Here is a 20,083-nt window from a genome sequence, read left to right on the forward strand (position 1 = left end):
ATGGATCAAAGCACTCCTGTCACGGTCGTCACCGGCGCCAGCAACGGCATTGGCAAAGCCATCGCCGAAGCCGTGCTGACCCAGGGCCGCGCCGTGGTCAACCTCGACTACGTGCTGCCTAACTGGAGCCATCTTCAACTCACGTCGTACCAAGCCGACCTGACGAATGAAGAGTCCACGCGCACGCTGGCCGCCGAGATTGCCGCCAACCACAACGTGACGGCCCTGGTGAACAATGCGGGCGCCACGCGCCCCGGCACCATCGACACGGCCACCACCGCGCAGCTGGATGACGTGGTGGGGCTGCACCTGCGCGCGCCCATGCTGCTGGTGCAGGCCTTTTTGCCCACGCTGCGCGCCAGCGGCCAGGGCCGAATCGTCAACATGTCGTCGCGCGCCGCACTGGGCAAGGCCGACCGGATCGTGTATTCGGCCACCAAGGCCGGAATGATCGGCATGACGCGCACGCTGGCCATGGAGCTGGGGCGCGACGGCATCACCGTCAACGCGATCGGCCCCGGGCCGATTGCCACCGAGCTGTTTCGCCAGAGCAACCCTGATGGCGCGCCGCAGACCGAGCGCATCCTCCAAAGCATTGCCGTAGGCCGCATGGGCACCGCCGAAGACGTGGCCCGTGCCGCGCTGTTTTTCCTCTCGCCTGACAACGGTTTTGTAACCGGCCAGATTTTGTACGTGTGCGGAGGCACCACGCTGGGAGTGGCGCCTGTCTAGCCCCTGATTTAGAGACTTCTTTCACCGCCCCTTGACCAGGGGGCACCCACCGATGTTCTCGCCCAGGCGCCCGCGCCCGGTTGAGGCCATGGCACGGCCAAGCTTCCCGCTTCTGGCGCGCCCCCGCGATTTTTTCACCACCATCCTGAAGGAGACAAGCCTTATGAACCCGATCAACACCCTTGCACGCCGCCGCTTCACCCTCGGCGCCATCGCGTCCGCCGCCGTGCTGGGCGCAGGCCTCGTCGCCAGCCCCGCTGCCATGGCGCAGGCCTTCCCCACCAAGCCCGTCACCATCGTCGTGCCCTTCGCAGCCGGTGGCACCACCGACATCCTGGCGCGCATCATCGGCCAGGCGTTGACCACCGAGCTGGGCCAACCGGTCATCGTCGACAACCGCGCAGGCGCGGGCGGCAACATCGGGGGCTCGCTGGCGGCCAAGGCCCCGGCGGACGGCTACACGCTGTTCATGGGCACAGTGGGCACCCACGCCATCAACGCCAGCCTTTATAAGAAGATGCCGTTTGACCCGGTCAAGGACTTTGCCCCGCTGACCCGCGTCGCCAATGTGCCCAACCTGCTGGTGGCCAACCCCGCCCAGCCGTTCAAGACGGTGCCCGAGCTGATCGCCTACGCCAAGGCCAACCCCGGCAAGCTCAACTTTGGTTCGTCGGGCAGCGGCAGCTCCATCCACCTGTCGGGCGAGCTGTTCAAGAGCCTGGCCAAGGTGGACATGGTGCACGTGCCCTACAAGGGCAGCGCACCCGCCGTCACCGACCTGCTGGGCAACCAGATCGGCATCATGTTCGACAACATGCCCTCGGCCATCCAGCATGTGCGCAGCGGCAAGCTGGTGCCCATTGCCGTGACCACCGCCAAACGCTCGCCCGAGCTGCCCAACGTGCCGACCATCGCGGAAGCCGGTGTGGCGGGCTACGAAGCCACATCGTGGTTCGGCATGTTCGCCCCCGCGGCCACGCCCGCGCCGGTGCTGGCCAAGCTGAACACCGCGCTGGTCAAGGTGCTGAACCAGGCCGATGTGAAGAAGAAGATCAACGACCAGGGCGCTGAAGCCATGAGCGAGACACCCGCGCAGTTCGCCGCCTTCATCCAGGCCGAAAGCGTGAAGTGGGGCAAGGTGGTGAAGGAGTCGGGTGCCAGCCTGGACTGACAGATGCAGGCAGCGTTGATACTGCAAAAATAATAGCTGCTGGCGCTTTATGGATAAGCGCTAGCGGCTATTTTTACTTAATTCTTTACCTGCCTCGGATAGACCGTTCGCCCTGAGCCTGTCGAAGGGCTGTTCGCAAAAAGCGCCCTGGCTTCGACAAGCGCAGCCCGAACGGTTTGGGGCAAATCGGAGGCAGGTAGCTAGTCAAACATTCTTGCTTGAAACAGGTGCAGCTCCGGCCTGCTGCATCGTGCTGCTAGCCCGAGAGCTTGCGCACCTTGCACGCCGCCGTCACCAAGCGCTGCGCCCATTGGCTGGGCATGTCCTTGAACAGCACTTCGGCCTCGCCTTCCTTGTACTGCTCCTTGGCGATCACGTCGCCCGCCCAGATGGGCTGCGCGTAGTAGGAAAGATGCAGGTACCACGCCCGCCGGGCCGGGCAGTCCACCACGACCTTGGCATAGTACGAGCGGTATTTTTGTCCACGGAACGAAGTGCGTTGCTGGTCGCGCGACACCCGCAGGTCCAGCAGCACACGCTGGTCGATGCCAATGGGCTCGGGCAGAATTTCGATCAGGTTCTTGCTGGTGTCCAGCCGGTCGCCCGTCAGCGTGAACCAGGCGTCGGGCGCCGCCTGCTGGCCGCCAGCCACGGCTGCAATACACACAACAACGGCACAGAGCATAAGAACTTTCGGCGTCTATTCGGGGGCGGTACCGGCAAAACGGAGCGTGGGCCGGTGTTCACTGGGTGGCGGGCTTCAAAGGCTGAATCAGCACTCTTGCGGCCCAAAATCATTATCCCTGAGCCGCGGTGTTTTTCTCTGACGGCATTCAACACCTGGAGCGCCCGAGGTGCAGGCGCCTACGGCCAGCTGCGGTTGGCACCGTTGGGCTCGATCAGGTCCCAGGCGTTGCCATACAAATCCTGAAACACCGCCACCATGCCGTGCGGCTGCACCTGCGGTTCGCGCACAAACACGACGCCCTGCGCCTTGAACTGCTGGTAGTCCCGCGCCAGGTTGTCGGTGAAGAGAAACAGAAACACGCGTCCACCGGTCTGGTCGCCAATGTGTGCCGCCTGTTCAGGCGTGCTGGCGCGGGCCAGCAGCAGGTGGGCGCCTGCCGATGCGCCTGCGGCGGCGGGGCGCACCACCACCCAGCGTTTGTCCTGTTCGGGGATGTAGGTGTCTTCCACCACGCTGAACCCCAGCTTGCCGACGAAGAAGTCCAGCGCCTCGTCGAATTCGCGCACGACCAGCGCAACCAGTCCGAGGGATCGGTGGGCGGTGGTCATGGGTGGCTTTGGCTATGGCTGTGGTATGTGTTCATTCCACCGCGTCTTGTGGTGCCACCGGCCCGATCTTGAACACCCCGCTGACCCGCGCACACGGCACGCCGTCGGCCGTCACCAGCCCTTGCGCAAACACCAGCGACCGGCTGATGCGCAGCGGGTTGGCCTCGCCCTCCACCCAGGCGCCCAGGGCGGCAGGGGCCAGGTAATCGATCTGCAGGCTGATGGTGGGCAGAAACCGGTCGGCCACCTGGTCGCTTTTGCGGTGCACCGACAGGGGCATCAGCATGTCGCAGAACGTGGCCATCATGCCGCCGTGCAGGTTGCCCATGGGGTTGGTGTGCCGCCGCTCCACGCGAAAGCCGAACTTCACCACATCGCCCTGGTGCAGCACATACAACGGGCCGTTGTGCTGGATGTAGGGGCCGCCCGCCTCCAGCGGCACAAAGCCTGCGGGGATGTCGGTGGTGGCGTTGTTGGCGGCGGTATGCATCAGCGGGCTTCCTTTTCAATGTCGTTGGCAAAACTGGCGTCCTGCAGGCTGCTGCGGGTGGTGTCGCCCTCCAGCCAGCCGCTGTATACCGTGCGAAAGTCGGCCACGATCTGTGCCAGCGGCAGGTCGTCGAACGTGCCGCGCTGGTGCACGTACTCCATGTGACGCGCGCCCGATTTGTCGAACGGGTGGTAGATGGAGTCGCTTGGTCGAACGCCAGCGGCAGCAGGCCAAACTTGTCACACAGACCGATGTTGAAGGCGGGCGTGGCCTTTCGCCAGGCGCCGTCGATCCAAAGCTCGGTGTAGCCGTGCCAGATGAAAAGGTCGGTCTTCATCGTCTCGCGCATGCGTTCGGTGCTGAGGTGGTTCTTCACATCCGCAAACCCCATGCGCGCCGGAATGCCCGCCGCGCGGCATGCGGCCGTCAGCAGCGCGGCCTTGGGCACGCACCAGCCGTAGCCGTGGGCCAGCACGGTGCTGGCCGTCATGCCGTGGGGCGAGAGGTCGATGCGGTACGGGTCGTAGCGAAAGCCGTCGCGCACGGCCAGGTACAGGGCCACGGCGCGCTCGCGGTCGGTGGTTCCGCGCGCGTGTTCGGCGGCGAAGGCGCGCACGTTGGCCGCGTCGCTGTCGATGAGCGCGGTGGGGGTCAGGGTGGCAGGGTGGGTTGGATCTGCTGTCATGGGGTGTGTCTCCTGCGGTCAGGTGTCGGGCCAGTGTGCAGGCGCCAGGCACACGATGCTGTCACAGGTGCGCCAGCGTTGCAGCGCACCGGCCGCACGCCAGGGTCACACCCGCCACGCAGGCAGCTCCCAGTTGCGCCACAGCGCCAGCCCGCGCAGCCCGGCCGTCAGCAGCACGCAAGCCACCAGCGGCGCCCAGTCGGGCGCCTGCAGCTGGCGCAGCCCCACGTCGGCCCAGCCACCGGCAAACGCGCACAGCGCATAGGGCCGGTGGTCGCTGAAGGCCTGGGGCACCTCGTTGCACAACACGTCGCGCAGCACGCCGCCGAACACGCCGGTGGTCACGCCCATCATCACGCTGATGATCGGCGGCATGCCAATCGCGGTGGAGATGTCGACGCCCACCGCGGCAAACAGGCCCAAGCCAATCGCGTCGGGCAGCAGCATGGCGCGCTCGGTGGGCTGAAAGTGCCGCTGGCGCATGAACAGCATGGCGGCAATGCACAGGGCCAGAATGCCCCAGACGAATTCGGTGTGGCGGATCCAGAAAAAAGGGCGCTGGTCCAGCAGCAGGTCACGCAGCGTGCCGCCACCCAGCGCCGCCACAAACGCCACCACGCACACGCCGACCGCATCCAGCCGCTTGCGCGCCGCCGCGATCACGCCCGAGAGCGCAAACGCAATGGTGGCGGCCACCTCCAGGGTGAAGCGCAGGGTGTGAATCCAGGGGGCGTTGGCGAGCGAGTCCATGCGCGCGATTGTGCCGTGGCGCGGCGCAAGGGTTGTAAAGGAGTGAGTGCTATAAAAATAATAGCTAATAGTGCTTGGTGGATAAGCGCTAGAGGCTTTTTTTGACTATAAATTATGGGCAGAGTGCCCTGTCAATGCGTGCCGCCCAGTTGCAGCCCCTGCACCCCCAGCACCAGCGCGCAGATGCCGCCCCCCACCCACCCCAGGCGCGGTGCCCAGCGCAGGGTGGGCTGGGGCCAGTGGTTCATCGCCAGCACCAGCAGCCAGCCCAGCCCCATCCACGCGGTCAGCACCAAGGAAAACCCCGCTGCCCACCCTGCCGCCACGACGGCGGCGGTTGTCTGCAGCAGCAACGTGCCCAGCACCACGCCCCCCACGCGCTGCGGTGATGCCGCGCCGGGAGCGCTTGCATCGCCCCAGGCGCGGGTGGGCACGGCCCGCGCCCAGTAGGTCAGTGCCAGCAAGGACGACAGTGCGGAGGCGGCGCACAGCAGGTCGTTCATGCGGCCTCCCGCTGGCGGTTGGAGTGGGCGGACGATGTCGGTGCTGGTGTGGACATGGCCGACCGCGGCGCGCGCCGCAGCCTGCACCGCACGCGGTGAAACACAGGGCCGCTCCAGGCTACCAGGGTGCACAGTGCGGCGGCCGCCACCCACTGCAGCAGGCCCGCCTTGGCGGCCAGGCCGCCAAAGGCCAGCGCCGCCAACACCCACAGCAGCACCGCCGTACGGGGCGCCCAGGCGCGCAGCGTGGCGGCGGGCAGTGCCACAAAAAACGCGAGCAACAGGCCCAGCATGCCGGACGAGCGCGCAGGCTCGTTGGCCACGATGTGGGCAAGGCGAAACGATTCGACCGCCAGCAGGCCGGTCAGCCAGAAGGGCAGGTGCGCCGCCCCGATGACCTGGCCCCAGCCGTGCGGCTGCCACCGGCGGAGTGCAGTTAGGGGGTGCTCTGTTTGCCCCGGTATAGGCACGGCTTCATGCCGCGGCGCTTTGCGCCGGGCCGCCTGCACCCGCTGTGGCCCGATGAAGGCCGCAATGCCCGCACAGGCCAGCCCCAGGGCGGCCAGGCTGATCAGCATGGCGGGTGCTTGCGCGGCGCCCAGCACCAGGCCAACGACACCCGCCACGGCCAGCAGCGCGCCCGCACCACCCAGAGACACGCGCCACAGTGCCAGCGTGCGCAGCGCCCACGCGGCCAGGGCCGACATCAGCAGCCACACGCCAATCAGCGCCCACACGGCCCACACCGGGCGCTGTGCCAGCGATGGCAGGCCCACCGGGCCCCACAGGTGCACGAACACCGCCACGATGAGCGCGGCGGGCGTGGTGGCGTGCAGGGCCAGAAAGAAGCGTTGCATGGTGGGAGGCCGATGGAAAACGGGAAGGCAGAGAAGAAAAGTCGGGCGCGAAGCGGGGTTTAAGCCACCGTTGCAACGCCGCTGGCCGAAGCGCCCTGCGCGGCCTCTGCCTCACGCCGCCGTTGCTGGCGCGCGTCCAGCCAGATCAAGGTGCCCGAGATCGACAAAAACGCAGGTGTCATGCCCAGGAAGAAATACAGCCACTTCAGTGCCAGGCCGCCAAAGTCGCCAAAGTGCAGCGGCTCCATGAGGCCGTTGACCAGCGACCAGAAGCCCGCCGTGCGCGGGTCGTGCACCTTTTTGGGCACGCCGTTGGTCGCGTTGATGTCCACGCGCGCTGTGCTGGCCAGGTGGCCGCTGAGGCTGCCCGTAAAACCCGCCTCGGCCGTGCTCGTGCCCCAGCGGCGCAGCGACACATAACGCGCCTCCAGGCCCGGCACGGCCTGCTGCGCGGTGGCGTAGAGCGCATCCAGCGATTGCATGGGCACCGGCTCTGCGGCCTCATTGGCGGCCTTGCGCGCTGGCTTTGGGGCTGCGGCGGCAGCGCTGGTCGTCACGTACTTGTAGCCCTGTTCAAACAGCGGCGCCAAGCCCATCCAGGCGCCCGTGGCCGCAATCAGGATGTGAAATCCCAGCCCCCAGATGCCTGCGGACTTGTGCAGGTCCGACATCACCACCCGAAAGCTGCGGCCCCAGCGCTGGGTGAACAGCTCCGCCAGGATCTTGCGGTGGATGACGATGCCGGTGGCGATCAGCACCAGCATCGCCGCGCCGAGGAAGCCCACGATCCAGCGCGGCCCAAAGAACAAAAACACGTGCAGCATGCGCAGGGTCTGGCCCAGCTGGCTGTCCACCGGGCCCACGACCGTGCCCGTGTCCGAGCGCATGGCGACCTTGGTGCGCGTGCTGGCGGGTGCGCCGCGCTCGCGTACGAAGGCGAAGTAGCTCGGGTTGACCGCATCGGGCAGCGCGATGGTCTCCACCGTGGCGCCGGGGTAGCGGGTGTGCAGTTGCACCATCACCGCATCCAGCGATGCCGGCTTGTCGGACCGGGGCAGTTGGGCCAGCGACGGGTTGGCCCACAGGTCGATCTCGTTCTTGAACACCACCACGGCGCCAGAGAAACACACGATGAACAGCAGCAATCCCGTGACGATGCCCGCCCAGGAGTGCAAGGTAAAGAGGCGGTTCAAGATGCGCTGGCTGGTCATTGTCGGCTCGCGGTGGCGGCTTGACGGCGTTGCGTCAGAAGAAGTAAGTCACGCCCAGATTGAAGCTGCGCGGCAACGCAGGCGAGACCACGTTGGCGTTGATCGCGCCGTCGTAATACGCCTTGTTGAACACGTTCTTCACACCCGCCGTCACACGATAGTTCTCACCCACATAGCTGACGGATGCATCGGCCACAAAGTACGACGGCAGAGTGAAGGGGTACGAACCGATCTGCTCGCTGACGTACCGCCCGCCCAGTCCCAGCGTCACGCGCTGGTATTGCGGCAGCTTGTAGGTGGCCCAGGCCGTGAGCGTGTGGCGGGGCGTGAGGTTGAGCGGCAGCCCCACGATGGCGGCGTTGTTGTCGCGCGTGACCTTGGTCTGCGTGTAGGTGTAGGCGCTGGTCAGCTTCCAGCCGTTTTTCAGGTCGGCGCCCAGTTCCAGCTCCAGCCCGCGTGCACGCTGCTCGCCGGTTTGCACGCTGAAGCCCGTGTTCACCAGGTCGGCGGTGGTCACGTTCTGGCGCACCAGGTCAAACACGGCCAGTGCTCCGGTGATCTGGCCACCCGGCGCCTCGTACTTCACGCCAGCCTCCCACTGCTTACCGGTCTCGGGCACAAAAGGCGCGCCCGCAAAGTCCAGGCCCGAGGTGGGCAAGAACGACTCTCCGTAGCTGCCATACGCTGCCCAGCCGGGCTTGAACTCATACACCAGCCCCGCGGACAGTGTGGTGGCGCTGTCCTTCTGGCGCGTCTGCGTATTGGCCACGCGGTTGTTCGTGTCGTTGGTAGACCAGTCGCGGCGCAGGCCCACCAGGGCCGTCCAGCCCTGGCCAAACTTGATCTGGTCTTGCGCATACAGGCCTGCCACCGTCAGCTTGGCGGGCGCGTCGCTGGTCAGTGCCGTGGGGCAGGTGGCCTGCATGCCGTACACGGGCGCAAACAAATCCAGCGCGCCGATGCGGCAGGTGCGGCTGGCCAACAGGCTCTCGCCGCTGCGCACATCGAGCCCCGTCACCAACTGGTGCTTCACGCCCAGGGCTTCGAAGCGCGACAGCAGCGAGGTGTCGGTGGCCAGCAGGTCGTAGTCCATGTACTGGCGCGAGGCCTGGCGGTTTTGCAGCCGCTGGTTGGCCTGCAGTGCCTGGTTGGAGACGAAGTTGCCCGTGCCCTTCTCGGTCTCATAGCGCACGTTCTGGCGGAAGGTCATGGCGTCTGACACCTTGTGCTCCAGCGCATAGCCCACCGTGGTGCTCTCCACGTCGTACACACCAAAGCTCGGGTCGCCCGTGAACATCGTGCGGGACAGCGTGCCATTGCGGTTGGGCAGCAGCGTGCCGTACGGCGTGATGCCTTGCTGGCGCATCCACTCGCTGCGGCTGTACGTGGCAAACAGCACCAGGTCCGTCTGCGCACCCAGGTCGATGGACAGCGACGGCGCAAACCAGCGGTCCTTGCGGTAGACGAACTGCGTCGGGTCGTCAGAGTCGGACACCTGCGCATTGATGCGCAGCGCCGTCTTGCCCGATTCGGACAGCGGCCGGTTCATGTCGGCCTGCAGCGTGCGCTGGCCGAAGCTGCCCACTTCCACACCCACTTCGTTGATCGCATCCTTCTTGGGCCGTTTGCTCACTGCATTGACGATGCCGCCGGGCTGCACCTGCCCATACAGCACCGAGGCCGAGCCCTTGAGCACTTCAAAGCGCTCGTAGCCGTAGGGCTGCAGCTTGGCCCACATGCCCGGGCTTTGCACCAGGCCATCGACCAGGATGGACTCCGTAGAGCGGAAACCCCGGATGTTGATGTCGTCAAACCCCCGGCGCCCGAAATTGACGGGACTGACGCCTGCCACGGTCTGCAGCGCCTGCTGCACGTTCACGATCTGCCGCGACTCCATCTGCTCGCGCGTGACCACGCTGACGGACTGCGGGGTTTCCAGCCGCCGCATGGGCGCCTTGCTGGCGGTTTGGGCTTCGACGGGGGCAAAGCCCATGTCTTTTTCGGAGCTGGCGTTGATGCGGACTTCTTGGAGCTGGGGGGCGGTGACCGTGGCGGCTGTGGTGGCTGGGTCGGCAGCGGGCATCGCATCGGTTTGTTGTGCCATGGCGGCCTGCGCAAGGCACAGGGCCAGCGGTGTCAGTGCGAACAGGCTTGCCTTGCGGGTCGACGGGCGTGAGGACGAACGAAGGCGAGCGAGTGCGGAGCGTGGCGAAGACAGAAACGCCGCGCGCGAGGGCTGAGAAGACATGGAAGTCCCGATGAAGAGAAAGGCGGACAAACGCTGAAAGCGCTGGCTCGCGTGACTTGTCGGGACGCTGGCTGGCAGAGAAAACGAATTGTAATGCGAATGGTTCTTGTTTGATTCTGTGTTTTGAGAGTGTTTTGTACTCTTTGTGCAGACGCCGGTGCACCTGCGTAGTCTGTCTTGTGGCCGCTATAGTTGGGTATCTCTTGGGTGGCAAGTGCCGTGGATGCAAGTGCTTCATGCACTTTTTCACGACATGTACGCCAGCTTTGAACAAGGGAAATTGTGTCCAAAACATTCCGCTTTGTTTCGCTTAACCGTTGGAGCTGCGCTTCCAAATGCAAGAAAAATTAGTCGCTGCGAGCGAGAGAGCAGCTCAACTACTTAAATGCGCTGAACAGATGTTTGGGCCAATGACGTCGTAATGGAAGTATGCGGGGGTCATATTCCGCGATCATCCTCCGCATCTCTACTACGCGCCCGAGACAAACTCGGTCCAGATCGCATTGAGCATGCGGGCTCTTGACGATAATGTGCAACGAGATTTTCAGCTGTCTCATGAGGTCTGTCATCTCTTGTATCCGTCAGTTGATCCTGACGATCCTGCTACGCCGCAGACAACTGTGCTCAACGAGGGCGTCTCGACTTATTTTTCGGTGATGGTCGTTTCAGCGGACTATGGTGACGAAGCTGCTGAATTTGTGCTCAGGAGCATGGCAGAGCACGCCCCAAGGTACTTCATGGCTTTCAAGAGCGTGTTAGCCCTGCTGAAGCTTGATGCCGATGCAATAAAGAAGCTGAGGAAAATTCAGCCGATGATCAATGACGTATCAGTTGAGCATCTAATGGCTGCAGGACTCGGGTTGACGCAGGAAGAGGCCGAAACGCTTGCGGCGATATGTTGAGTTCTGGGGCCGCGCCGGCATAGCACCTGCCAGCTCGGAAGCGCTGCCGCCGAGGTAAGCCATGCCCGCTGCGCAGCAATAACTTTGTGCCTCAAGCGCGCCGGCGAGTGCTTCTTTCCGAAGCCGCTTTTGGGGTACTTTCCAATTTATGAAGCGCGTTACGCAGTCCCACCCCGACAGTTCCTCTCCCACTCCCCAAACTCCAACGTGGCATCCATACAGGCTGCAGCAGGAATGCTGCAAATTTGATAGCTTCTGGCGCTTTGCTAACAAGCGCTAGAGCCCAATTTGGCTTGAAATTCGTCGCGACCCCACCGCCATTGCTAAGATGCGTCCCCCTCTTCCCGCTCACAGGCACGGTGTTTCATGGACTTGCAGACTTGGCTGGCTTTTTTCGCGGCGTCGTGCCTGATTGCGGTGTCGCCGGGCTCGGGGGCGGTGTTGTCGATGAGCCATGGGCTGTCGTTTGGCGTGCGCAAGACCGGGGCCACTATCTTGGGCCTGCAACTGGGCCTGCTGCTGATCTTGTTGATTGCCGGGGCGGGCGTGGGTTCGCTGCTGCTGGCGTCCGAGCTGGCTTTCAGCGTCGTCAAGGTGCTGGGCGCTTGTTATCTGATTTATGTGGGTTTCAACCAGTGGCGCGCGGGCGATGCATCGCCCGTTCAAGGTGACGAAGCGGCACCGGCGGGCACGTGGCAAAAGCGCTGCCTCACGGGCTTTTTGACCAACGCCACCAACCCCAAGGGCATCATTTTCATGGTGGCCGTGTTGCCCCAGTTCATGACCGACACGCGCCCGCTGTGGACACAACTGCTGGTGATGGCCGCCACTACGGTGGCGGTGGACGTGGTGGTGATGCACGGCTACGCTGCGGGGGCCAGCGCGCTGCGCCGCCTGATGCGCAGTGCGCGTGCGGTGCGTGCGCAGAATCGCGTGTTTGGCGGTTTGCTGATGGCGGTGGGCGCGGGGCTGTTTTTCGTCAAGCGCGGCGGGCAGCACGCTTGATGCGCTCGTAGTTGGATGTTGCTTTTAATTTGATAGCTGCTAGCGCTTGATACATAAGCGCTAGAGGCCAATTTGGCTTGTATTTTCATGGGTTCGTAGATTCCAAGGAGGTTGTCATGCCAGTCGTTGTTGTCGCCAATCCCAAAGGCGGCGTGGGCAAGTCCACGCTGTCCACCAACATTGCGGGCTACTACGCCAGCCAGGGGCACCCCGTGATCCTGGGCGACACCGACCGGCAGGAGTCCGCCCGGCTCTGGCTGGGCCTGCGCCCTCCCGCTGCGCGCCCCATTGGCGCCTGGGATGGCATCAGCTCGGACGTGATCAGCCGCCCGCCCAAGGGCACCACGCACGCGGTGCTGGACACGCCCGCCGGGCTGCACGGCTGGCGCCTGAACGACGTGCTGAAGCTGGCCGACAAGATCATCGTGCCGCTGCAGCCCAGCGTGTTCGACATCTTTGCCACGCGCAGTTTTCTGGACCAGCTGGCCGAGCACCGCCGCGCTGAAGGGGTGCAGATCGGCATCGTGGGCATGCGCGTGGACGCGCGCACCAAGGCGGCCGAGCAACTGCACCACTTTGTGGACAGCCTGGGGTTTCCGGTGCTGGGCTACGTGCGCGATACGCAGAACTACATCCACCTGGCGGCGCATGGCCTCACGTTGTTTGACGTGGCGCCTGGCCGCGTGGCGCGGGACCTGGAGCAGTGGCAAGAGATTGGTACGTGGCTGAATGCGTGACGAACAAAAAGGATGATGTGAAGGACACCGTGACGCAGCAGAACCCAAGGGAAAACACCTGTCACCCGGCAGACAAGGCGCGCAAAGTTGCGGGGCTACATTGCGACGATGAAAATCTTCCGCTCTTATTCCGAAGTCAGCGCCTGCGTGGGTCAAGAGGTCGCTGTGACCGACTGGATCACCATCACGCAGGAACAGGTCAACCTGTTTGCCCAGGCCACGGGCGACCACCAGTGGATCCATGTGGATCCCGAACGGGCCAAGGCCGGGCCGTTTGGCGCGCCGATTGCGCATGGGTTTCTCACGCTGTCGCTGATTCCGCAGTTTTTCGAGACGGGCCTGACCATCGAGGGCGCGCGCATGGGCGTGAACTACGGCCTGAACCGCGTGCGTTTTACCTCCCCCGTGCCGGTGGGCAGCCGCTTGCGCGCACGCCTGACGCTGCAGGCCGCCGAGCCGATCGCGCCCGATGGCATGCAGATGACCTGGCTGGTGACGGTGGAGCGCGAGGGCAGCGACAAGCCGGCGTGCGTGGCGGAATCGTTGTCACGAAATTTCGGCGCTCCTGCGTAAAAGCGCTGTCTCACTCCCTCTCCCCTTGCGGGAGAGGGTCGGGGAGAGGGGTTGTACAGGCACTGAGCGTGAGTTGCAGCCCCCTCTCCCCCGGCCTCTCTCCCGCGAGGGGAGAGGGGCGGTGGTTGCCGCCTGCTGTGAGCATGGCTGGGCGGGGGAACTGACCATGGACCGCCTGCAAGCCATGAAAATTTTCGAGCGCGTGGTGGAAGAGGGCGGCTTTGCCGCAGCCGCCCGCGCCATGGACATGTCGCCCCCCGTGGTCACCCGCATGGTGGCCGAGCTGGAGCAGCACCTGGGCACGCGCCTACTGCAACGCACCACCCGCAAACTGGCGTTGACGGACGCGGGCGATGCCTATCTGCAGCGCGTGCGGGCCATCCTGCATGAGATTGATGATGCCGAAGCGGCCGCTGCGGCCAGCACGCGCGACCTGCGCGGCACGATCCGCATCGTGGCGGCACCGGTGCTGGCCACCAATTTTCTGGCGCCCATGGTGTCCATCTGGCACGCCCGCCACCCCAAGGTGATGCTGGATGTGTGTGTGGATTCGTTCGCATCAAGCCGCGTGGATGAGTTCGACGTCACCATCATGGTGGCGGGCGAAGACTATGACGCGAACATCGTGGCCCGCCCCTTGTTGCAGGGAGAGGCCATCGTGGTGGCAGCGCCCGGCTATCTGGAGCGCCGGGGCATTCCGCGTGAGCCGCAGGATCTTGCAAAACACGACCACTTGCGTGATTCGAGTGCGCCCGTTCGCGCCATGGTGCCGGGCCGCAAGCTGCGCTTGCAGTCGCTGCTGCCCTTGGTGCCTGATGAGGATATCGACGTGTCTCCGGTGCTGCAGTCGGTCAGTACCGAGTTGCTCATGCGTGCGGCGGTCGATGGGATGGGGGTGGTGGTCACCTCGCGCCTGTTGGCCGAAGACCATTTGGCACGGGGTGAGCTGGTGCATATTTTGCCCAGCTGGATATTTTCTCGTTACACGATTTATGCCGCTTTGCCTTCAGGGCGCATGCTGCCAGCGCGCACCAAGGTGTTTCTGGATTTCTTGACAGAGCAGGTTCCGCTGGCGATGGCGGAGCAGCGGCCGCAGGTCAGTTGAGCTGCGCGAACCCGCTGATGATGGTGCCTTCGGGTTCGACCATCACTTCGCCGTCGGGCATGGCAAAACTGTTCTGGCGCCACGCCTCGAACACGGTCACCGCCACGGCGTTGGACAAGTTCAGACTGCGCTGACCCGCCACCATGGGCAGTCGCAGGCGCTGTGCAGGCGGGAAGCTGTCCCGCAGCTCGGGCGGCAGCCCGCGTGTCTCGGCGCCAAACACCATCCAGTCACCCGGCAGAAAGCAGGTGGAGTGCACGGGCTGCGAGCCGTGGGTGGTCATGGCAAACATGCGGGCGGGGTCGGGTTGGGCGTCCCGCAAAAAGGCGGTCCAGCCGGAGTGGCGCTGAACCTGGGCGTACTCATGGTAGTCAAGCCCCGCACGGCGCATTTGCCGATCTTCCATTGAGAACCCCAGGGGCTCGATGAGGTGCAAGGTACAACCCGTGTTGGCCGCCAGGCGAATCACATTGCCCGTGTTCGGTGGGATCTCGGGTTCGACGAGGACGATATGGAACATGGCGCTATTGTCATCTCCTGAACTGTGAGATAAGCAACCGCTCGTAAACAAAAGTATCCCGCTCAGACGGGCAAGAACGGCGCTACAAACGCCGCACAGTGGCTTGCAGGGGCTAGTCGAGCCCAGTGCGCGCCAGCAGGATGGCTGTGATGTGGGCGACACCGGCTTGCCGCAGCGGCAGTGCTGCCGCCTCCAGCGTTGCGCCCGTGGTCATCACGTCGTCTACCAGTACCACCCGCTGGCCGTGCAGCGCAGCCGCGTGCAGGGGCTCCACCGCAAACGCGCCGCGCAGATTGCGCAGGCGCTGCGCACGGGGCAGGGCACTTTGGGCTTCGGTGGCGTGCAGGCGCAGCAAGATGCGCGTATGGGTCTTGGAGGCCGAAAGCCTTTGCGCGAGCAGCGCAGACTGGTTAAACCCGCGTGCACGCAGGCGCTCGTTGGAAAGGGGCACGGGCAACACGATGTCCGCGGCTTCGAGGGCGGGCTCTACCCACGGGGTGCAGCGCAGCAGCGTGGCCAGAGTGTCGGTCCAGCCCGGGTCACCCCGAAATTTGAACTGGGCCAGCGCGTCGGCCCAGGGGTAGGCATAGTCCACCGCGGCCAGGCATGCGTCCAGTGCGGGTGGGTTGCGCAGGCAGGCGCCACACACGGCAACCCCCGCGGGCACGCGCAAAGCGCATCGCTCGCACCGGGTGGCGGGCTGCGCAAACCGCGCCACGCAGGCATTGCACACCCGCTGCGCGGGCCAAGCATGGCACACGTCGCACTGGCTGGGCACCCGCGACACCAGGGCGTGGAACGAGTGCGAAATCCTTGGCAAAGCCTTGAAGAGCATGAGTCAATATACTCGCGCCTCATTCCTGATTGCCATGTCTTCCGAGCGTCCCCCCACCATCGATCCCGTTGCGGCCGCGCGCTGGCACGCTGGCGCTCCTGCGCTTTCTCCCTGGCTGCACGAAGAGGTGGCCCGCCGCATGGAAGAACGCCTGCAGTGGATTCGCGAGGCCCCACAGGCCTGGGGCGACTGGGACATGGTGCGTGGTGGACTGCAAGGCCATGCGCTGGTAAGCGCTCGCTACCCCAAGGCGCGCAGCCAAATCTACGAATCCGCCGCCCATTGCGAGGCCGTTGCACAACAGGCGCTGGCCAAGCCCTGGTGGAGCCCCGTCCGTTGGAGCGCTGCCAGCCCACAGTTTGGTTTGCCTGCGGATGCCAGTGTGCAGATGTTGTGGGCCAACATGGCGCTGCACACCGCGGCTGACCCGCAGGCTCTGATCACGCAGTGGCACCGGGCGCTGGGGGTGGACGGGTACCTGATGTTTTCGTGCCTGGGTCCAGACACCCTGCGGGAGTTGCATGGGGTGTACGCGGCCCTGGGCTGGCCCCCGGCAGGGCATTCCTTTACCGACATGCATGACTGGGGCGACATGCTGGTGCATGCCGGTTTTGCCGAGCCGGTGATGGACATGGAGCGCATTACGCTGACTTTTGCGACGCCCGAGCGGCTGGTGCAGGAGCTGCGCGAGCTGGGCTGCAATCTGCACCCTGATCGCTTTCCCGCATTGCGCGGTCGGCGCTGGCGCGAGACGCTCTATCAAGCGTTATCGGATCGACTGGCGGACCCTGAAAACGCAGGTCAGTTGGCACTGACTTTCGAGATCATTTATGGTCACGCCTTCAAGCCTGCGCCGCGGGTGCGGGTAAGTTCGAGCAGTGCAGTGTCGCTGCAGGACATGCGCGCTCTGTTGCGCCAGGGTGGCAAGGAGCGCTAGGCTGTAACGGCGTGTCAATGACATGGAACAAGGCACGCTACAATTCAAGGTTATTGAGATTTCGGGCATCTTCCCGCGCAACTTTGTAGGCTGCGCCTGTCACGCCAAGCGCATGACACACAGTGCAGCCAGCAGTCTTGTGAGCACTTCTGGTGACGGGCTTGGTTTTTCGTTTTGCCACGGTGTCGGGTCAACGCATTGACTGGCGTCTCATCCGCAATTGTTCGGTCACTCCGACGCAATTGGGGTGGATGTATTTGTCGCTGTGTGTGGTCTCGTTAGGTATCGCGACATTCTTCTGGATGCTCGGTGCCCGTCTGGTCATGCCATTTGCGTGCCTGGAAATTGTGGCGGTAGGAATTGCATTCGCCATGTACGGTCGCCATGCGGCGGATGGCGAAAGGATTTCATTGCAGGGTTCACGCCTTGTGGTGGAACTGGAGACAGCAGGCAAACTGGAGCGCGCCGAGTTTGACCGGAGCCGGGTTCGAGTCGAACCCAAGACCGGAGACCGTTCGCTGATCACGCTGTCTGCGCAGGGCCGCTCGGTAGAAGTGGGGCGCTACGTGCGCCCCGAACTTCGACCGGCCCTGGCATCGGAGATCCGCATGGCCTTGCGCGCAGTCTGACCCCACGCAGACGCGCGAAAGGGATTGGTTAAATTGAGGCTTAGAAGTAAGTGAGAACTATGAAGAGCATTTCCAACAAGCTGGCTTCTCTGCTGCTGACTGCCGGTGCATGGGTGGGCTCCGCAGCCCATGCCGTTCAGGACCTGCCTGGAGGCCCCGCAGTCAACCAGCTGAACCTGCATCCTCCGGTGACCAAAATCGCCGAAGAACAGCATTTTCTGCACTGGATGATGCTGGTCATCTGCACGGTGATCTTTGTTGCAGTGTTCTCCGTGATGTTCTATTCCATCTGGAAACATCGCCGCGCCAAGGGTGCCAAGTCAGCCAACTTCCATGAGTCTGTGACCGTGGAAGTGGTGTGGACCATTGTTCCCTTCGTCATCGTGATCCTGATGGCACTGCCCGCCACCAAGGTGCTGGTGGCCCAGAAGGACACCACCAATGCGGATGTGACCATCAAAACCACCGGCTACCAGTGGAAGTGGGGTTACGACTACATCACCGGTGAAGGCGAAGGCATCGGCTTTATCTCCACTTTGGACAGTAGCCACCGTGTCATGTCCGACAGCGGCAACGTCAAGGATGCGCCTGCCAACTACCTGCTGAAGGTAGATAACCCCATGGTGGTGCCGGTAGGCAAGAAGATTCGCATCATCACCACCGCCAATGACGTGATCCATGCCTTCATGGTGCCTGCCTTCGGTATCAAGCAGGATGCGATTCCTGGTTTTGTGCGCGACACGTGGTTCCGCGCCGAGAAGATTGGTGACTACTACGGTCAGTGCGCCGAGCTGTGCGGCAAGGAGCACGCCTACATGCCTATCCATGTGAAGGTTGTGTCTGGCGAGGACTACACCACCTGGGTGGCTGAACAGAAAAAAATCGCTGCTGCCAAGCTGGATGATCCCAGCAAGGTGTGGGCACTGGGCGACCTGGTGCAGCGTGGCGAAAAGGTCTATGCAGCCAATTGCGCAGCATGTCACCAGGCCAATGGCAAGGGCGCGGGGCCGATCAAACCGCTGGACGCCTCGGCCGTGGTGCTGGATGCCGACCATGCCAAGCAGATTCAGATCTTGCTCAAGGGTGCGGCCAATGGCGCGATGCCCGCTTGGGCCCAACTGAGCGATACCGACATCGCGGCGGTGGCAACCTACACCAAGAATTCGTGGTCCAACAAGACCGGTCAGCTGGTACAGCCAGCTGAAGTCGTCGCCCAGCGTGGCAAGTAATCACCGCCCCATCGTATTGAGGAATTCACAATGAGCGCAGTTCTCGACAATCACGGGCACGGTGGCGACCACGCACACGACGACCATGGCCACCATGGTCCCACCGGCTGGCGCCGCTGGGTGTATGCCACCAACCACAAGGACATCGGTACCCTGTACCTGCTGTTCGCTTTCACCATGCTGATGGTTGGGGGCGTCCTGGCGCTGCTGATCCGTGCCGAGCTGTTCCAGCCTGGCCTTCAATTGGTGAACCCTGAGCTGTTCAACCAGCTGACCACCATGCACGGTCTGATCATGGTGTTTGGCGCCATCATGCCGGCCTTCGTGGGCTTTGCGAACTGGATGATCCCACTGCAGATCGGCGCATCCGACATGGCTTTCGCACGCATGAACAACTTCAGCTTCTGGCTGATGATTCCTGCCGCAGCGATGCTGGTGGGCTCGTTCTTTATGCCTGGTGGCGCACCCGCCGCCGGCTGGACGCTGTACGCACCGCTGACGCTGCAGATGGGCCCCTCCATGGATGCCGGCATCTTCGCCATGCACATCCTGGGCGCTTCGTCCATCATGGGCTCGATCAACATCATCGTGACCATCCTCAATATGCGCGCCCCCGGCATGACGCTGATGAAGATGCCCATGTTTGCCTGGACCTGGCTCATCACCGCCTACCTGCTGATCGCCGTGATGCCTGTGTTGGCTGGCGCCATCACCATGACGCTGACGGACCGCCACTTCGGCACCAGCTTCTTCAACCCCGCTGGCGGCGGTGACCCGGTGATGTACCAGCACATCTTCTGGTTCTTCGGCCACCCCGAGGTGTACATCATGATCTTGCCGGCCTTCGGCATCGTGAGCCAGATCGTGCCTGCGTTTGCCCGCAAGAAGCTGTTCGGCTACGCCTCCATGGTGTATGCCACCTCGTCCATCGCTATCTTGTCGTTCATCGTGTGGGCCCACCACATGTTCACGACCGGCATGCCCGTGACCGGTCAGCTGTTCTTCATGTACGCCACCATGCTGATCTCCGTGCCCACGGCCGTGAAGATCTTCAACTGGATTGCCACCATGTGGCGCGGCTCCATGACGTTTGAAACCCCCATGCTGTTTGCTGTGGGCTTCATCTTCGTGTTCACAATGGGTGGTTTCACGGGCCTGATTCTGGCCATGGCGCCTATCGACATCCAGCTGCAGGACACCTACTACGTGGTGGCCCACTTCCACTACGTGCTGGTGGCCGGCTCGCTGTTCTCGATGTTCGCTGGCGTGTACTACTGGCTGCCCAAGTGGACGGGCGTGATGTACTCTGAAACGCGTGGCCAGATTCACTTCTGGTCGTCGCTGATCTTCTTCAACATCACCTTCTTCCCGATGCACTTCCTGGGTCTGGCCGGCATGCCCCGTCGCTACGCCGACTACCCCATGCAGTTTGCTGATTTCAACGCCATCGCTTCGGTGGGCGCGTTTGGTTTTGGCCTGGCGCAGGTGTACTTCTTTGTCGCGGTGATCATTCCTGCCATGCGTGGCAAGGGCGAAAAGGCTGCTGCCAAGCCCTGGGATGGCGCCGAGGGTCTGGAGTGGGAAGTCCCGTCCCCAGCACCGTTCCACACCTTTGAAAACCCACCCAAGCTGGACGCTACGGCCACCCGCGTGATTGGTTGAACACCA

21 protein-coding genes and 1 pseudogene are annotated in these 20,083 nt (G+C 63.7%); 11 read left to right on the plus strand and 11 right to left on the minus strand.

Features of this window, described 5'->3' with window-relative positions:
* On the plus strand, positions 1 to 732 hold the full coding sequence (locus tag ACK41V_RS02240) for an SDR family NAD(P)-dependent oxidoreductase (RefSeq protein WP_409777200.1): 732 nt from the start codon (positions 1 to 3) through the stop codon (positions 730 to 732).
* 163 nt (positions 733 to 895) lie between these two features.
* Positions 896 to 1,903: a Bug family tripartite tricarboxylate transporter substrate binding protein gene (locus tag ACK41V_RS02245; protein WP_409777203.1), complete on the plus strand. Its 1,008-nt coding sequence runs from the start codon at positions 896 to 898 to the stop codon at positions 1,901 to 1,903.
* 256 nt (positions 1,904 to 2,159) lie between these two features.
* Here ACK41V_RS02245 and ACK41V_RS02250 read toward each other — a convergent pair whose 3' ends face one another.
* The 9 genes and pseudogenes from ACK41V_RS02250 to ACK41V_RS02290 form a co-directional block, all read right to left on the minus strand.
* On the minus strand, positions 2,160 to 2,588 hold the full coding sequence (locus ACK41V_RS02250) for a surface-adhesin E family protein (protein ID WP_409777206.1): 429 nt from the start codon (positions 2,586 to 2,588) through the stop codon (positions 2,160 to 2,162).
* A 179-nt stretch (positions 2,589 to 2,767) separates the two neighbouring features.
* A complete protein-coding gene (locus ACK41V_RS02255) occupies positions 2,768 to 3,199 on the minus strand; it encodes a VOC family protein (protein WP_409777209.1) in 432 nt (143 codons plus the stop codon).
* Between the two features lie 31 nt (positions 3,200 to 3,230).
* On the minus strand, positions 3,231 to 3,689 hold the full coding sequence (locus ACK41V_RS02260) for a PaaI family thioesterase (protein WP_409777212.1): 459 nt from the start codon (positions 3,687 to 3,689) through the stop codon (positions 3,231 to 3,233).
* Positions 3,689 to 4,374 (minus strand): annotated as a pseudogene (locus tag ACK41V_RS02265) (transglutaminase-like domain-containing protein). Before ACK41V_RS02265 ends, ACK41V_RS02260 begins: the two are co-directional and overlap by 1 nt.
* Positions 4,375 to 4,479: 105 nt before the next feature.
* The gene (locus tag ACK41V_RS02270) at positions 4,480 to 5,124 is read right to left on the minus strand and encodes a trimeric intracellular cation channel family protein (protein ID WP_409777214.1); all 645 of its coding nucleotides are present in this window, start codon (positions 5,122 to 5,124) and stop codon (positions 4,480 to 4,482) included.
* 131 nt (positions 5,125 to 5,255) lie between these two features.
* On the minus strand, positions 5,256 to 5,627 hold the full coding sequence (locus ACK41V_RS02275) for a hypothetical protein (protein WP_409777217.1): 372 nt from the start codon (positions 5,625 to 5,627) through the stop codon (positions 5,256 to 5,258).
* Positions 5,624 to 6,484 carry a hypothetical protein gene (locus ACK41V_RS02280; protein ID WP_409777220.1) on the minus strand — a complete coding sequence of 287 codons (861 nt, stop codon included), beginning with the start codon at positions 6,482 to 6,484 and terminating at the stop codon, positions 5,624 to 5,626. Before ACK41V_RS02280 ends, ACK41V_RS02275 begins: the two co-directional genes overlap by 4 nt.
* A 59-nt stretch (positions 6,485 to 6,543) precedes the next feature.
* Positions 6,544 to 7,695, minus strand: coding sequence for a PepSY-associated TM helix domain-containing protein (locus tag ACK41V_RS02285; RefSeq protein WP_409777223.1), 1,152 nt, complete (start codon positions 7,693 to 7,695; stop codon positions 6,544 to 6,546).
* 34 nt (positions 7,696 to 7,729) lie between these two features.
* Positions 7,730 to 9,943 (minus strand): TonB-dependent siderophore receptor, encoded by a 2,214-nt coding sequence (locus ACK41V_RS02290; RefSeq protein WP_409777226.1) that lies wholly within the window; start codon positions 9,941 to 9,943, stop codon positions 7,730 to 7,732.
* A gap of 509 nt (positions 9,944 to 10,452) precedes the next feature.
* Here ACK41V_RS02290 and ACK41V_RS02295 point away from each other — a divergent pair.
* The 5 genes from ACK41V_RS02295 (at position 10,453) to ACK41V_RS02315 (ending at position 14,265) form a co-directional block, all read left to right on the plus strand.
* Positions 10,453 to 10,845 (plus strand): hypothetical protein, encoded by a 393-nt coding sequence (locus ACK41V_RS02295; RefSeq protein ID WP_409777229.1) that lies wholly within the window; start codon positions 10,453 to 10,455, stop codon positions 10,843 to 10,845.
* Positions 10,846 to 11,211: 366 nt separating this feature from the next.
* Positions 11,212 to 11,850, plus strand: a complete 639-nt coding sequence (locus tag ACK41V_RS02300; protein WP_409777232.1) for a LysE family translocator — start codon at positions 11,212 to 11,214, stop codon at positions 11,848 to 11,850.
* A gap of 116 nt (positions 11,851 to 11,966) precedes the next feature.
* Positions 11,967 to 12,587 carry an AAA family ATPase gene (locus ACK41V_RS02305; RefSeq protein ID WP_409777235.1) on the plus strand — a complete coding sequence of 207 codons (621 nt, stop codon included), beginning with the start codon at positions 11,967 to 11,969 and terminating at the stop codon, positions 12,585 to 12,587.
* Positions 12,588 to 12,695: 108 nt separating this feature from the next.
* Entirely contained in the window at positions 12,696 to 13,160 is a 465-nt protein-coding gene (locus ACK41V_RS02310) for a MaoC family dehydratase (RefSeq protein ID WP_409777238.1), read from the plus strand.
* A 166-nt stretch (positions 13,161 to 13,326) separates the two neighbouring features.
* Positions 13,327 to 14,265, plus strand: a complete 939-nt coding sequence (locus ACK41V_RS02315; protein ID WP_409777241.1) for a LysR family transcriptional regulator — start codon at positions 13,327 to 13,329, stop codon at positions 14,263 to 14,265.
* Here ACK41V_RS02315 and ACK41V_RS02320 read toward each other — a convergent pair.
* Both ACK41V_RS02320 and ACK41V_RS02325 read right to left on the minus strand, forming a co-directional pair.
* Complete coding sequence (locus ACK41V_RS02320) at positions 14,258 to 14,785, minus strand: tRNA (cytidine(34)-2'-O)-methyltransferase (protein ID WP_409777244.1); 528 nt, start codon at positions 14,783 to 14,785, stop codon at positions 14,258 to 14,260. The two genes, ACK41V_RS02315 and ACK41V_RS02320, sit on opposite strands and share 8 nt — an antisense overlap.
* 112 nt (positions 14,786 to 14,897) lie before the next feature.
* Complete coding sequence (locus tag ACK41V_RS02325) at positions 14,898 to 15,620, minus strand: ComF family protein (protein ID WP_409777247.1); 723 nt, start codon at positions 15,618 to 15,620, stop codon at positions 14,898 to 14,900.
* A 34-nt stretch (positions 15,621 to 15,654) separates the two neighbouring features.
* Between ACK41V_RS02325 and ACK41V_RS02330 the strand changes: the two genes are divergently transcribed.
* From ACK41V_RS02330 to ctaD, 4 genes are all read left to right on the plus strand, one after another.
* Positions 15,655 to 16,557: a biotin synthase gene (locus tag ACK41V_RS02330; RefSeq protein ID WP_409777250.1), complete on the plus strand. Its 903-nt coding sequence runs from the start codon at positions 15,655 to 15,657 to the stop codon at positions 16,555 to 16,557.
* A 152-nt stretch (positions 16,558 to 16,709) separates the two neighbouring features.
* A complete protein-coding gene (locus ACK41V_RS02335; protein ID WP_409777253.1) occupies positions 16,710 to 17,186 on the plus strand; it encodes a DUF2244 domain-containing protein in 477 nt (158 codons plus the stop codon).
* A gap of 59 nt (positions 17,187 to 17,245) precedes the next feature.
* Entirely contained in the window at positions 17,246 to 18,415 is a 1,170-nt protein-coding gene (gene coxB, locus ACK41V_RS02340; RefSeq protein ID WP_409777256.1) for a cytochrome c oxidase subunit II, read from the plus strand.
* Positions 18,416 to 18,445: 30 nt separating this feature from the next.
* Positions 18,446 to 20,077, plus strand: a complete 1,632-nt coding sequence (gene ctaD / locus ACK41V_RS02345; protein ID WP_409777258.1) for a cytochrome c oxidase subunit I — start codon at positions 18,446 to 18,448, stop codon at positions 20,075 to 20,077.
* Positions 20,078 to 20,083 lie beyond the last annotated feature (6 nt).

The organism is Acidovorax sp., from assembly GCF_046291265.1.
Lineage (GTDB): Bacteria > Pseudomonadota > Gammaproteobacteria > Burkholderiales > Burkholderiaceae_C > Acidovorax.

Coding starts and splice junctions, on each gene's coding strand:
- ACK41V_RS02310 (WP_409777238.1), top strand. CDS start 12,696: ATGAAAATCTTCCGCTCTTATTCCGAAGTCAGCGCCTGCGTGGGTCAA.
- ACK41V_RS02330 (WP_409777250.1), top strand. CDS start 15,655: ATGTCTTCCGAGCGTCCCCCCACCATCGATCCCGTTGCGGCCGCGCGC.
- ACK41V_RS02305 (WP_409777235.1), top strand. CDS start 11,967: ATGCCAGTCGTTGTTGTCGCCAATCCCAAAGGCGGCGTGGGCAAGTCC.
- ACK41V_RS02300 (WP_409777232.1), top strand. CDS start 11,212: ATGGACTTGCAGACTTGGCTGGCTTTTTTCGCGGCGTCGTGCCTGATT.
- ctaD (WP_409777258.1), top strand. CDS start 18,446: ATGAGCGCAGTTCTCGACAATCACGGGCACGGTGGCGACCACGCACAC.
- ACK41V_RS02315 (WP_409777241.1), top strand. CDS start 13,327: ATGGACCGCCTGCAAGCCATGAAAATTTTCGAGCGCGTGGTGGAAGAG.
- ACK41V_RS02290 (WP_409777226.1), bottom strand. CDS start 9,943: ATGTCTTCTCAGCCCTCGCGCGCGGCGTTTCTGTCTTCGCCACGCTCC.
- ACK41V_RS02280 (WP_409777220.1), bottom strand. CDS start 6,484: ATGCAACGCTTCTTTCTGGCCCTGCACGCCACCACGCCCGCCGCGCTC.
- ACK41V_RS02260 (WP_409777212.1), bottom strand. CDS start 3,689: ATGCATACCGCCGCCAACAACGCCACCACCGACATCCCCGCAGGCTTT.
- ACK41V_RS02270 (WP_409777214.1), bottom strand. CDS start 5,124: ATGGACTCGCTCGCCAACGCCCCCTGGATTCACACCCTGCGCTTCACC.
- ACK41V_RS02275 (WP_409777217.1), bottom strand. CDS start 5,627: ATGAACGACCTGCTGTGCGCCGCCTCCGCACTGTCGTCCTTGCTGGCA.
- ACK41V_RS02250 (WP_409777206.1), bottom strand. CDS start 2,588: ATGCTCTGTGCCGTTGTTGTGTGTATTGCAGCCGTGGCTGGCGGCCAG.
- ACK41V_RS02295 (WP_409777229.1), top strand. CDS start 10,453: ATGCGGGCTCTTGACGATAATGTGCAACGAGATTTTCAGCTGTCTCAT.
- coxB (WP_409777256.1), top strand. CDS start 17,246: ATGAAGAGCATTTCCAACAAGCTGGCTTCTCTGCTGCTGACTGCCGGT.
- ACK41V_RS02240 (WP_409777200.1), top strand. CDS start 1: ATGGATCAAAGCACTCCTGTCACGGTCGTCACCGGCGCCAGCAACGGC.
- ACK41V_RS02325 (WP_409777247.1), bottom strand. CDS start 15,620: ATGCTCTTCAAGGCTTTGCCAAGGATTTCGCACTCGTTCCACGCCCTG.
- ACK41V_RS02245 (WP_409777203.1), top strand. CDS start 896: ATGAACCCGATCAACACCCTTGCACGCCGCCGCTTCACCCTCGGCGCC.
- ACK41V_RS02285 (WP_409777223.1), bottom strand. CDS start 7,695: ATGACCAGCCAGCGCATCTTGAACCGCCTCTTTACCTTGCACTCCTGG.
- ACK41V_RS02255 (WP_409777209.1), bottom strand. CDS start 3,199: ATGACCACCGCCCACCGATCCCTCGGACTGGTTGCGCTGGTCGTGCGC.
- ACK41V_RS02320 (WP_409777244.1), bottom strand. CDS start 14,785: ATGTTCCATATCGTCCTCGTCGAACCCGAGATCCCACCGAACACGGGC.